This window comes from Psychromonas arctica (genome assembly GCF_036697365.1).
Lineage (GTDB): Bacteria > Pseudomonadota > Gammaproteobacteria > Enterobacterales > Psychromonadaceae > Psychromonas > Psychromonas arctica_A.
Genome location: NZ_JBAHZA010000003.1, coordinates 106148 through 119049 on the forward strand (window position 1 = coordinate 106148; position 12902 = coordinate 119049).

General features: G+C 37.3%; 16 protein-coding genes. 7 read left to right on the forward strand and 9 right to left on the reverse strand.

What is annotated here, in order from left to right; all coding sequences use genetic code 11:
* Positions 1-2 precede the first annotated feature (2 nt).
* Positions 3-749 carry a septum site-determining protein MinC gene (gene minC, locus V5290_RS04540; protein ID WP_333382329.1) on the reverse strand — a complete coding sequence of 249 codons (747 nt, stop codon included), beginning with the start codon at positions 747-749 and terminating at the stop codon, positions 3-5.
* A gap of 126 nt (positions 750-875) precedes the next feature.
* On the opposite strand from minC, the gene V5290_RS04545 reads away from it, so the two are divergent.
* Genes V5290_RS04545 through arsC form a run of 4 tightly spaced genes read left to right on the forward strand, consistent with a single transcriptional unit; the run spans position 876 to position 3013 of the window.
* Positions 876-1166 (forward strand): YcgL domain-containing protein, encoded by a 291-nt coding sequence (locus tag V5290_RS04545; protein ID WP_333382331.1) that lies wholly within the window; start codon positions 876-878, stop codon positions 1164-1166.
* Positions 1163-2188, forward strand: coding sequence for a lytic murein transglycosylase (locus V5290_RS04550; RefSeq protein ID WP_333382333.1), 1026 nt, complete (start codon positions 1163-1165; stop codon positions 2186-2188). Before V5290_RS04545 ends, V5290_RS04550 begins: the two co-directional genes overlap by 4 nt.
* A gap of 10 nt (positions 2189-2198) precedes the next feature.
* Entirely contained in the window at positions 2199-2639 is a 441-nt protein-coding gene (locus V5290_RS04555) for a YcgN family cysteine cluster protein (protein ID WP_333382335.1), read from the forward strand.
* Positions 2640-2662: 23 nt separating this feature from the next.
* Positions 2663-3013, forward strand: a complete 351-nt coding sequence (arsC, locus tag V5290_RS04560; RefSeq protein WP_333382337.1) for an arsenate reductase (glutaredoxin) — start codon at positions 2663-2665, stop codon at positions 3011-3013.
* A gap of 92 nt (positions 3014-3105) precedes the next feature.
* Here the strand turns inward: arsC and hda are convergent, their stop codons facing one another.
* On the reverse strand, positions 3106-3834 hold the full coding sequence (gene hda, locus V5290_RS04565) for a DnaA inactivator Hda (protein WP_333382339.1): 729 nt from the start codon (positions 3832-3834) through the stop codon (positions 3106-3108).
* Positions 3835-3842: 8 nt separating this feature from the next.
* A complete protein-coding gene (locus V5290_RS04570; protein WP_333382341.1) occupies positions 3843-4889 on the reverse strand; it encodes a DUF2066 domain-containing protein in 1047 nt (348 codons plus the stop codon).
* A gap of 276 nt (positions 4890-5165) precedes the next feature.
* Here V5290_RS04570 and purM point away from each other — a divergent pair, with 276 nt between their 5' ends.
* Entirely contained in the window at positions 5166-6206 is a 1041-nt protein-coding gene (gene purM, locus V5290_RS04575) for a phosphoribosylformylglycinamidine cyclo-ligase (RefSeq protein WP_333382343.1), read from the forward strand.
* A 4-nt stretch (positions 6207-6210) separates the two neighbouring features.
* Positions 6211-6864: a phosphoribosylglycinamide formyltransferase gene (gene purN, locus V5290_RS04580; protein ID WP_333382346.1), complete on the forward strand. Its 654-nt coding sequence runs from the start codon at positions 6211-6213 to the stop codon at positions 6862-6864.
* Positions 6865-6976: 112 nt separating this feature from the next.
* Here the strand turns inward: purN and V5290_RS04585 are convergent, their stop codons facing one another.
* A complete protein-coding gene (locus V5290_RS04585) occupies positions 6977-7657 on the reverse strand; it encodes an LrgB family protein (protein WP_333382348.1) in 681 nt (226 codons plus the stop codon).
* Positions 7657-8118 (reverse strand): CidA/LrgA family protein, encoded by a 462-nt coding sequence (locus V5290_RS04590; RefSeq protein ID WP_333382349.1) that lies wholly within the window; start codon positions 8116-8118, stop codon positions 7657-7659. The genes V5290_RS04585 and V5290_RS04590 overlap by 1 nt, the downstream gene beginning before the upstream one ends.
* 86 nt (positions 8119-8204) lie before the next feature.
* Between V5290_RS04590 and murQ the strand changes: the two genes are divergently transcribed.
* Positions 8205-9098 (forward strand): N-acetylmuramic acid 6-phosphate etherase, encoded by an 894-nt coding sequence (gene murQ / locus V5290_RS04595; protein WP_333382351.1) that lies wholly within the window; start codon positions 8205-8207, stop codon positions 9096-9098.
* A 192-nt stretch (positions 9099-9290) separates the two neighbouring features.
* Here murQ and galU read toward each other — a convergent pair whose 3' ends face one another.
* From galU to rnm, 4 genes are all read right to left on the reverse strand, one after another.
* Positions 9291-10118 (reverse strand): UTP--glucose-1-phosphate uridylyltransferase GalU, encoded by an 828-nt coding sequence (gene galU / locus V5290_RS04600; protein WP_333382353.1) that lies wholly within the window; start codon positions 10116-10118, stop codon positions 9291-9293.
* A gap of 90 nt (positions 10119-10208) precedes the next feature.
* Positions 10209-11081, reverse strand: coding sequence for a 23S rRNA pseudouridine(2605) synthase RluB (rluB, locus tag V5290_RS04605; RefSeq protein WP_333382355.1), 873 nt, complete (start codon positions 11079-11081; stop codon positions 10209-10211).
* A 102-nt stretch (positions 11082-11183) separates the two neighbouring features.
* Positions 11184-11804: an L-threonylcarbamoyladenylate synthase gene (locus V5290_RS04610; RefSeq protein WP_333382357.1), complete on the reverse strand. Its 621-nt coding sequence runs from the start codon at positions 11802-11804 to the stop codon at positions 11184-11186.
* A gap of 66 nt (positions 11805-11870) precedes the next feature.
* Positions 11871-12728: an RNase RNM gene (gene rnm, locus V5290_RS04615; protein ID WP_333382359.1), complete on the reverse strand. Its 858-nt coding sequence runs from the start codon at positions 12726-12728 to the stop codon at positions 11871-11873.
* Between the last annotated feature and the right edge of the window lie 174 nt (positions 12729-12902).

A 12902-nucleotide genomic window follows, 5' to 3' on the forward strand; every position in this document is an offset into this window, starting at 1 on the left:
TTTTAAATTTTATTTAAACTTGAAAAGACCAAATTTTGGTCCTCTAAAGAAACAGAACAAGAGGTAGACCACATATCCTCTGGTAATGTTTCACTTAATTTATAAACACCTGCAATTGATACCAATTCAGGCTCTAATACAGTACAAAAAATAGCTGCACTAGTGTTGCCCATGGCACCTGCTAATGCTTTACCTCTTAATGTGCCGTATACATGAATGTTGCCATCAGCAATTACTTCTGCGCCAGCGCCCACATCGCCGTTAATGACCAAATCACATTCTTTTGCATAGATTTGTTGACCAGAGCGAACTCGACCAACATGCACTTTTGTTTTCACTTCGCTGACCACATATTCAGAGTCATCTAAAGTAGCTTCAGTGCTTTGTGTATTTTGTTGTTCTGATTCAGTTGATTGTTCGGCGACTTTTTCTGGAGAAGTCGCTTTCACTACCTGCCTTTTTGAACCATGTAATAATGCAATCGAGTGTTCAATTGCTAACTGTTTTTGTGCTTCTGATACGCTTCCAGTAATACCGACTAAAATGAAGCCATGGTCTGCAACTGTACGCTTTAATTGAGAAAAATCGATATTTAATGAAGATTCTTCTATATTTACCACCATGGGAGTATTAGCAAAAAACTCAGGTGCCATCAGTCGTCTTTTATTCAACTCTTCAGCTAATGCTGAAAGTGATTCACTTTCAAGATTGACGACCAATAAGGTAAAATTCAACGATTTTAACGTCATAATTGTCCTTTCTAATTAAATCTTTCTGTTTTGACATAAAATTCAGTCAATTTCTATAAAAAATAAATGCTTATGCATGTTATAGTTTGCGCCAACATTAGGCAAGTAAAGGGCTCGATAAGTATTATGTTATGTGCTGTATATAAAAGTATCCGTAAACCGCAAACCTATCTTTTTATTGCAAAACGAGACGACTTTTCACGCGTCCCGACTCCTTTGCTAGAACAATTTGGTCCGCCACAATTAGTCTCAGTACTAAATATCACAGATTCAACTAAAATGGCGATGTCAAAAGCATCTAAAGTGATCAGTGAAGTATCTCAGTCTGGTTTTTATTTACAGCTTCCGCCACCACCTGTAGATTATTTAAAAGACCATAAACAACGTAAACAACAGCAACTGGAATCAGATTCATGAATGTAAAGAATGTATTACTTAGCAATATCAATCGCTCACTTAAAAGTTTATCTGCAATCACTTTGTGCTGTTTTTCTATCACTAGTTTTGCAGCAGCAGAGCGTGACATTTCATTTACACAATATATCGAGAATTTAAAACAAGAAGCTACTGAGCTAGGTATCGATAAAAATACTGTCGATAGTGCTTTTCAAAATGCAAAATTCCTAGCGCGTAGCGTTTCCTCAGATAAGCAACAACCTGAATTCAAAATGACTTTGGATACTTACATTCCTCGAGCAGTACCTGAATGGAAAGTTAAACAAGCACGAGAAGCTTATAAAAAACATTACAAGCTTCTACATAAAATAGGTGATGAATATGGTGTTCAACCTAGTTTTATTGTTGCGCTTTGGGGGATTGAAACTAATTTTGGACGTTTAACTGGCCGTCATTACGTAATCTCATCTCTAGCAACTATGGCTTATGAAGGACGCCGTGAAGCACTATTCAAAAAGCAATTATTTGCTGCTTTAACTATTTTAGAGCAAGGGCATATCACCCAGGATAAATTTATTGGTTCATGGGCTGGCGCAATGGGGCAAGTTCAATTCATGCCAACTTCTTATCTAAATTACGCAGTAGATTACGATGGTGATGGCAAAAAAGATATCTGGAACACTCCTGGTGACGTATTCGCCTCTGCTGCTAATTACCTTAAAACAGAAGGTTGGGATAATCGTCATATATGGGGACGCCAAGTTAGTATCCCTGAAGACTTCGATACTGATTTAGCAGGCATAAAACAACAAAAATCATTAGCAGAATGGCAAGCATTAGGTGTTCGTCGTTATGAAGGTCAGGATCTGCCAGATGTTGATTTACAAGCTTCATTGGTTATTCCTGATGATAAAAATGGCCGTGTTTATCTGGTTTACAATAATTATAAAGTCCTGATGCATTGGAATCGTTCTTATTACTTTGCAACAGCGGTAACCTATCTTTCAGAACGTATTATGTCACCGCTAATTGTGGTTAAGTAAGGAAAAGTAAATGGACAAATTTTGGGAAACCAAAACACTCTCGCAAATGTCACAACCAGAATGGGAGTCACTTTGTGATGGTTGTGGTAAATGTTGTCTTAACAAGATAATTGATGACGATACTGAGGAGTTACATTTTACCAATGTAGCCTGTCATCTTTTGCATACCAAAACATGCCGATGCAAAAAATATGAAAAGCGTTTAAAAATAGTACCTGAATGTGTGAAAGTCTCTTTAGATGATATTGAACAGTTTCATTGGTTACCCGCAAGTTGTGCGTATAAATTATTAGTGGAAGAAAAGCCATTACCTGAATGGCACCCGTTATTAACGGGTAGCCAATCTGCAATGCATAAAGGCGGCCACTCAGTGCGTGGTAAAATAATCTCAGAAACGCAAGTTGATCCAGATAATTTAGAAGACTATATCGCTATTTGGCCAGCAGAATAACTAAAGATAAAACAGAGGATGATATGACAGATATTACTTTTTACCACAACCCTCGCTGCTCTAAAAGCCGTGAAACGTTAGCTTTAGTAGATAATGAACAACATCAAGTGGAGGTTATTAAATATTTAGTAACGCCTCCTTCAGAGGAAACAATTACGCAATTAATTAAACTGTTAGGCTTTGATTCAGCTCGTCAATTAATGCGAACTAAAGAGCCTTTGTATAAAGAGCTAAATCTAGCTGAAGAGCAAAATGAGGTAGCATTAATTACAGCAATGCAGGCTAACCCTAAATTAATTGAGCGACCAATCGTAGTCGCTAATGGTAAAGCAGCCATTGGTCGTCCTCCTGAATCAGTTTTAAGTATATTATAAGCACTAGCCAACACTAAAATGCCAATGATATATGTTCATCTCATTGGCATTTTGTCACTCAATAAATAGCAAAACTAATACCAGTAAACACTCTATAATCGTAATACTTCTTTAACAAAAGGGATGGTTAATTTACGCTTAGCTTCGAGTGACGCATTATCTAATTGGTCTAGTGTATTGAGCAACATGCACATTTCACGAGACAAACGATTTAATAAAAAACGCCCTACATCGATTGGTAAGCGCATTCCTTTTAGCTGTGCGCGTAATTGCAATGCACCTAACTTTTCTTCATCATTAAGCGACTGCAAATGATGGCAAGCTCCCCACTCTAAACGAGACACTAAATCTACTAGCTCAATACCAATTTTTTTCGGTAAATCACTCGCAGAAATAACAAGGTTTGCACCTGGTACCCGGTTGTCTTTATTATCCAGCCAACGGTTATAAAAGTCGAACAGTGCTTTTTCCCATTGTTTGTTACCTGCAATGGCATCTACGTTATCAATACATACCAAGGTAATATTTTCCATATTCTCGAAAATATCTAGGGTCATGCTACGGTGATGATGTAAAGGAATATAAGCAACGCTTTCCCCTATTTCATCAACTTCTGAACATAAGGCATGTAAAAGGTGTGAGCGACCACTACCAGATTCACCCCACATGTACAAAATAGGTTCGCCGATCCCCACCACATTATTTTTGAGTAAAGTTAATAACTCAGCATTTTGGCCAGGATAAAAACTCGCAAAGGTCTCATCATCAGGAAACTTTAACGCCAATAAAGGGTATTGAAATCTTAATTCATCTTGAGGCATTAAATACTCTACTGTCGCCAGTTATAATAAAAAGGTGCGTCGCTAATTAAATCTTGTTGTAATTTGGGCTGTGCATTGAGTGCATTTTTTAGGCTCGTTGCGCTGCCTTTTAAAGTTACTAATACTTGCACTTTTGTACCACTTAAACTCAATATTTCAAAGCTGTCTACTGCATTTAAATTATTCAATATATTATCTAGTGCTAGCAAGCCGCTTAATGAGCTTAAATTACTAATATTAACAACCTGTGTAGTTCGCTCACCATCATTTTCTAAAATGGCAAATTGCTTAGCATAATAATCAGCAATATCTCCCATCATATTAGCTATAACGTTAGACTTTTCACCTTGATTAACTTGTTTCACAACTACTTGGCTTTGTTTATTTTGTGCGTTGTATTTTACAAGTTCCCACTTTAACTGCCATTCTCCGCCAGCGGGGGTTAAATTAGCTAACACAAAATACTCTGCATCATAGCGAATTGAAGCTTGTGCAACAGTTTGGTAAAAGCGCCCACTTACATCCGAAACTGAAACAGCTAATGAATCATCTAAATCAACTAATGGAAAGTTAGCAGAAATACCCCGAGCAAGTTGTGCACTATCTAACCCAATAGAAAGCGAATTATCTTGATTACTGGTTATCATATTATCTGAAATTAACTGTCTGTTTTCATTAACTAACCAAATCAGAGGATTAGGACGTGTTTCTCCCCAGATAGGTTGTTGCATTTCAATCAATGCTTGATTGATTTTCTGTTTATCGAATGAAGCGGAGTAATAGCGTTCGCCTTCAATCTCCTCATAACCAAACTTAGTCAAGATTGATGGGATATCTTTCGCTAATAGCTGTGTTTCATCTAAGTTAACCACACCTGTATTACCAGACACTTTAACTAGTACTTGTTGTAAAGCTTGTTCACGCAATTGTGCTTCACTGTTTTCTTGTTCAGGTACTAAGCCTTGATAAGCACTGATTTGAGGTAAAGCAATACTGTGTGCAGAAAACAACACACTTACCACCAACATAAAAGCAATCAACACATTATTTTTCATCTACTTATACAACCATTCAACTTTGTCAATATTAAGAGATCATAAGCAGATCTTCTACTAATGCAAGTATCATGCATTAAATATATAAACGTTTGACTATTTAACCTGCTTTTTAATGAGTTACGCGCGTAAATCAAAAAAGTTTAGACAAAAGAGACAATTCTTTTCAGAAATAATTCGACCCTCGTCGTATAGATGTTAAAATACGCGCAATTTTTTACCTTCTAAACTTTTAAAGCGATATTCGCTTTTAACTTCTATCTGTGGGGAAACCAAGTGAGCAACCAAAAAACCTCTTTAAGCTACAAAGACGCTGGTGTTGATATTGACGCGGGAACAGCATTAGTTGAACGTATTAAAGGTGTAGCAAAAAGCACTAAACGCCCAGAAGTAATGGGCGGACTAGGTGGTTTTGGCGCATTATGTCAACTACCAACGGGTTACAAAGAGCCGCTATTAGTTGCTGGTACTGATGGTGTTGGTACTAAGTTACGTCTAGCTATCGACCTTAAAAAACACGATACCGTTGGTATCGATTTGGTTGCTATGTGTGTTAACGACCTAATCGTGCAAGGTGCAGAGCCATTATTTTTCTTAGATTACTATGCGACTGGCAAGTTAGACGTTGATGTTGCTGCTGACGTGGTAACGGGCATCGGTGAAGGTTGTTTATTATCAAACTGTTCATTAATCGGTGGTGAAACTGCTGAAATGCCTGGTATGTATGAAGGTGACGATTACGATATCGCTGGTTTCTGTGTTGGTGTAGTTGAAAAATCTGAAGTTATCGATGGTACTAAAGTTGCTGCTGGTGATGCATTAATCGCTGTTGCTTCAAGCGGGCCGCACTCAAACGGTTACTCGTTAGTACGTAAGATTTTAGAAGTATCTAACGCTGATACTAATGCACCATTTGGTGATTCAACATTAGGTGAAACATTATTAACACCTACAAAAATCTATGTTAAATCTACATTAGAATTAATTAAAAATTGCCCAGTACATGCTATTTCTCATATTACTGGTGGTGGCTTCTGGGAAAATATTCCTCGTGTATTACCAGCAGGTAGCAAAGCAGTTGTTGATGGAAAAAGTTGGGAATGGCCTGCTATCTTCGATTGGTTACAAGAAAATGGTAATGTTGAAACAGAAGAGATGTACCGTACCTTTAACTGTGGTGTTGGCTTAATGATTGTTGTGCCTGCAGCAGAAAAAGAAAAAGCAGTTGAGATTTTAAATGCACAAGGTGAAAACGCTTGGGTATTAGGTCACATCGAAGATGCTGCTGAAGGTGAATCTCAAGTAGAGATTAAATAATCAGATGAGCATTAAAAAAGTCGTTGTACTTATTTCTGGAAGTGGTAGTAACTTACAAGCATTAATGGATAAGTTACACCAACAACAGGTAAATGAACAACAAGTTGAAGTGGTTGCTGTGATCAGCAATAAAGCAGATGCCTACGGTTTACAACGTGCAACTGATGCCAATATTCCTGCTATCTTAGTAGAGAGTAAAGGTGTTGCTTCGCGTGAAGAGTATGATGCTTTATTAGCTGCTGAGCTTGATAAATTACAACCTGATCTTATTTTGTTAGCTGGGTTTATGCGTATTTTAACGCCTGATTTTGTTAATCAATACCAAGGTAAAATGCTTAATATCCACCCTTCTTTACTACCAAAGTACCCAGGTGTTAATACACATCAGCGTGCTATTGATGCAGGTGATAAAGAACATGGAGCAACTGTACACTTTGTGACACCAGAACTAGACAGTGGTCCTACAGTGCTACAAGCTAAAGTGCCTATTTTCACTGAAGATAGTGCGCAGGATCTAGCTGAACGAGTGTTAACGCAAGAACATCAAATTTATGCATTAGCTGCTTCATGGTTTATTAGTGAACGTTTAACTATGCAGGGACAATGTGCATTTTTAGATGGAAAACAACTTACTGAATTTGGTTATGCTGCTGATTAATTTCTGCACTCTCTAAATAATAAAAAACCGAAGCCTGCTTCGGTTTTTTTTCATCTATTTTTCGCCTACTTAATTTCAAATTAATGTTTATAGCGATGAATTGTAACGGGTATTATTGTATCAACCACTGATATAACATAGGCATTATTAGGGCGGATAAAATTGCACAAATAATTAATGCGATCGAAGAAAAGGCGCCAGACTCTTCGTTTTCTTCTAATACTTTTGCCGTTCCTAATGCATGAGAAGCACAACCAATCGCGACTCCTATAGCTTGAGCGTTTTTAACTTTACATAGTTTTAAAAATGGTAAGCCAATACTCGCACCAATAATACCTGCAAATATCACCATTGCAGCAGTTAAAGAGACAATCCCTTGCAAGTTTTTACTGATTTCCATCGCTATTGGTGTGGTAACTGACTGCCCTGCAAAAGAAGCTGCAGTAATAAGGTCCGCACCGAATAAAGGCATAACGTAAAAAGCACAGAAAAATGCCACTAACACAGAGACTAAGCAACTTAGTAAAATATATTTCAAACGTGCTTTTATTACTTTTAACTGTAAATAAAGGGGAACAGCTAAAGCCACAATGGCGGGCTCTAATAAAGCGGTAATAACCTTGGTCCCTTGTTGGTAATCTTGATAAGGAACAGCAAATACCAAAAGTACTGAAATTAAACTAAAAATACTTATCAGCACTGGATTTAATAACGGATGTGGAGAAATACTATATAGCTTTTTAGCCAAGAAAAATAACAGCAATGTTAATGGCGTAGCAATATAAACAAACATTAACTTTTCTCCCTAGTTAACCACTGATAACAATGCCCCACTACAAATAGAGTGACTAAAGTAGTAAAAAACAATGAAAATATTATGACTAACCAATGTGCTGCAATTAACTCAAAATAATTAACTAAGCCTACCCCTACCGGAATAAATAACAGCGCTAAATACTTGAGCACTAAGTTACCAGTAAATTCAATCCAACTTAATTTTATAACACCTAAATTTAATGCAACAAAAAGCATTAACATCCCTAAAATAGAAGCAGGAAACGTGCTATCAAAGTAATGAATAATCAACTTAGCAACGGCTAAAAATGAAAATATAATGAATAAACCTAAACATAGTTGTAGACTATTTTTGAGGAGTTTCATCATTTTTTCTTGGGAAGTTAATGTGACATGGTCTTCAGTCGCCGAAGGAGATAAGTCTGCTTGTGTTTTTTGTGTTTTAGAAGGCTCTTTCATGATATCAATTCAACTAAATTAAATGAGCTGTTACTATATCAAGTTACATCCTCAGTGTTAAAAACAATTACAAATAAGTCACTAATATGCCCTTACAATTACAGCAATATGTCACCGAAAGTCGTAATCAAGCGAGTATTGATATTGATATAGTCTCTACGGAAACAATGTTAACCATTATCAACAATGAAGATAAAAAGGTAGCTTTGGCCGTTGAGTCAATTTTACCTGATATTGCTGAAGCGGTTGACCTAATACACTCTGCTTTTAGTCAAGGTGGACGTTTAATCTATTGCGGTGCAGGTACATCTGGGCGCTTAGGTATTTTAGATGCAAGTGAATGCCCGCCAACTTTTGGTAGTCCTGCTGAACAGGTTATTGGCTTAATAGCAGGCGGACAACCTGCTATTTTAAAAGCGGTTGAAAATGCAGAAGATAATCAACAAGCAGGACAACAAGACCTAGTAGATATTAGGTTAACTTGCAAAGATATACTGGTTGGAATAGCAGCTAGCGGCCGTACACCTTATGTGATTGGTGCAATGCAATATGCGCAACAACAAGGCTGTAAAGTAGTAAGTTTAACCTGTAATCAAAATAGTAAAATGTCAGAAGTGGCTGATGTCGCACTAGAAGTCATAGTCGGTGCGGAAGTCGTAACTGGATCATCCAGATTAAAAGCAGGCACTGCGCAAAAAATGGTATTGAATATGTTAAGTACTGGCGCGATGATCAAAAGTGGTAAAGTATTCGGTAACTTAATGGTGGATGTCCAAGCAACCAATGCCAAGTTGATAGAGCGACAAAAGAAAATAATTATGGAAGCTACCGAGTGCAGCAGAGAAACAGCTGAATTAGCATTAACAGAATCAGGAAATCACTGTAAAACGGCGATAGTAATGATATTAACCGGCGTAAATGCGCAACAAGCTCAAGATAGTTTACAACAACATCAAGGTTTTATTCGAAAATGTATCTAAAACACATTAGATTCGATAAGTAATCTAAATGTTACACAGAAAAAATAAGGTAGGTTAAATCAAAGATTAAAATTTTTAACCTTAATCATCTAACAAAGCGTTAAGCAAAATCATTAGTTAACTAATTGATAAAAAAATGCCGTTCATAATGAACGGCATTTGCAAATATCAGTTTATAACACTCACTAAAGACTAGTCTTCGTATAGGTTGTCATAAACATAGTTAGTCGCTTCGATGTAACCAGGTACGCTACCACAGTCAAAACGTTTACCTTTAAATTTATAAGCGAGCACACAACCACGTTTAGCTTGCTCTAATAACGCATCGGTAATTTGAATTTCTCCACCTTTACCAGGTTCTGTTTGCTCAATAATATCAAAAATATCAGGTGTTAAAATATAACGACCAATAACTGCAAGATTACTTGGTTCTGTGCCTGGAGCTGGTTTCTCAACCATATCGTCAACACGATAAATATCATCGCGGATCACTGACCCCTTAATTACACCGTATTTATGAATCTCTTCTTTAGGTACTTCTTGCACAGCAACAATAGAGCAGCGGAATTGTTCGTATAATGCAACCATCTGCTTTAGTACGCCATCACCATCAGGATTAATACATAAGTCATCAGCTAGTACAACAGCAAAAGCTTGATCACCAATAAGTTCTTTACCAATTAAAATAGCATGACCTAAACCGCGCATTTTACGTTGACGAATAAAAGAAAATCTAGCGCTATCCATAATTTTACGGATATCTTTTAGCTTTTCTTCTTTAGCTGTACCGCTAATTTCATTCTCTAATTCATAATTATGATCAAAATGATCGGCAATTGAATGCTTACCACGACCAACTACAATTCCCATACCCGTCATACCGGCTTCAAGCGCTTCATCAACACCAAACTCAATTAACGGTTTGTTAACTAGTGGCATCATCTCTTTTGGCATAGACTTAGTCGCAGGTAGAAAACGCGTTCCATATCCAGCAGCTGGAAATAAACATTTTTTAATCATAATCCCTCACCTTATTAATACATTTATTTGACATAGATCTACTTTATCATTGTTTTAAAGATAAAACACCTAATCATAATCTATTGTTTTTTAACTTCTTGTACGTGTTACACGACGTCTTTCACCCGCTTTACGATGTTGATTATGTTTTTTAACCGCTCGACGAATTCGTGCTTGAGGGTTAGAGACTTTATTGGTCTCAATACGTACTTTTGTTTCCGTTTCACGCGGCATATCAACCATTTTACGTAAATAGTTAACTTCTTTAAGAGTTAGCTCTTGCCAACCGCCCTGTGGTAATTGGTTATTAAGCATAATATTTCCGTAACGCACACGCATTAGACGGCTAACTTGTAGGCCTTGGCTTTCCCATAAACGACGTACTTCACGGGTTCGACCTTCTGTTAGTACTACGTGGAACCAACGGTTAATACCTTCACCACCGTGTTCTTTAATATCTAAGAATTTGGCTTCACCATCTTCAAGTTGTACACCAGTACGTAAACGATTCAGAATAGCTTCAGTTACATCGCCAAATACACGTACAGCGTATTCACGCTCAACTTGCTGGCTTGGATGCATCATTTTATTTGCAAATTCACCATCAGTGGTGAATAACAATAAACCTGATGTATTAATATCTAAACGACCGATAGAGATCCAACGTGCACCTTTAAGTTGCGGTAAACGATCAAAAACCGTTTTGCGCCCCTCTTCATCACTGCGAGTACACACTTCACCTTCAGGTTTGTTATAAGTTAAAATACGACAAACCACATTTTCTGCAGCTTGATACTTAACAACATGCCCATCAACACGGATCACTTGTTCTTGTGTAACGCGCTCACCTAACTCTACAATCTTACCGTCTAAACTAACTCGACCTTCCGAGATCACGGTTTCCATTTTACGACGAGAGCCTAATCCCGCTCGCGCTAATACTTTTTGTAATTTTTCGCTCATATTACTTCCTTTGGGTAATTCACATTATGCCAACTGTTTTTATCTGTTGAATAAAACTGAACAGATAAAGACAACATTGTTTCTGTATTGTTTCAATTAAATTTATTGGAATGGGCTCAAATCGCCCGTTCCTTCTCTTATTATTACGACATCGTCTTCAGATAAATCAATCACAGTCGTTGGTGATTCACCTAAATATCCACCATTAATTATCAGATCTACTTGATGCTCTAACTGATCTCTGATTTCTTCAGGATCAAACTCAGTACTTGTATTGCCAGGCAGTATTAAACTAGTGGTCATTAACGGTGTTTCTAACTCTTCTAACAATGATAATGCTATCACGTTGTCTGGGATGCGTATCCCAATAGTCCGTTTGCTTGGGTTCATCAAACGTTTTGGTAAATCTTTTGTCGACTTAAAGATAAAGGTATATGCGCCTGGTGTATTATTTTTCAACATACGGTACGCGCTATTATCAACTCGCGCGTATACAGCAATTTCTGCTAAATCTTTACACACTAAAGTGAAGTTATGCTTTTTATCTATCTTCCTAATTTGGCACATACGCTCTAATGCGCGTTTATCATCAAGTGCACAACCTAATGCATAGCCAGAATCCGTAGGGAAAATAATAACACCACCCTTGTTTATTATTTCAGCCGCTTGTTTCATTAACCTTTTTTGTGGGTTTTCTGGATGCACATAAAAAAATTGACTCATATTGTCCTGTAGCCTTTTATTAAAATCACTGAGTAGAACGACTCACCTATTGACGGAACATTGTGATTAAGCGCTAATCTCAGTTTTATGACAGAGATCCCAATTATGCCAAATTGGCTGACAAATATCAGGTAAAAATAGACTTTTTCCTAAATCTCTCCAACGCCCAACAAAATGGAAGTCACTGCCTTGAGACGCTAATAGTTCATATTCTTGACTCCACATGCCCAATTGCAATCGCATTTGTGGTGACTGTTGTCCGATAGCAACTTCCATCGCATCACCACCAGCGCTTTTAAAAGTAACAAATAACTTTCGTAACCATTTGTTAGATAACTGATAAGCATCTGGATGAGCCAGTACAGCTTGTCCTCCGGCAGCTTGAATCGCTGCGATAGCATCGGCTAAATCGACCCAATCGTGAGGCACATAACCAGTATTGCCGCGACTTAAATATTTATCGAATACTTTAGGGAAAGTTGGCGCAACACCAATATCTACAAGGTATCGTGCAAAATGAGCACGCGTGATCGCACCGTCACCAGCTAATGCTTTAGCACCTTCATAAACATTTTCAATATTTGCCTTTGCTAAACGTCGCCCCATTTCAATGGCGCGTTGCTCTCGTTTCTGCTTTTGTATTTCAATCAATTCAGTTAAAGCAGGATGAGTAGGATCAATATTAAGACCAACAACATGAATCTCATGATTCAACCAATTGCTGGTTATTTCAATACCGTTAATTAACTGTAATTTTAATTGGTGATCTTGAATATATTGTGACGCCTCAGCTAAACCATCAATTGTGTCATGGTCAGTGATGGCTAAAAAGTGAACTTGTCTATTTTCAGCACGTTGCACTAATTCACTAGGGGTAAGTTGTCCATCTGAAGCTTTCGTGTGCGAGTGAAGATCAATTAACATGAATATCCTAAAAATAACCTTGACATTAGGAGCAGAATGCAAAAAAATAACTCCTAATTAATACGGGACGCATAATATATGATTTTTAATACAATTACTCTTAAAGATTCTTGGTGGCACTCATTCTCATAAGCGAGCAATGAGGTTTTTGTATATTTAATTTCCCAGAAAAAC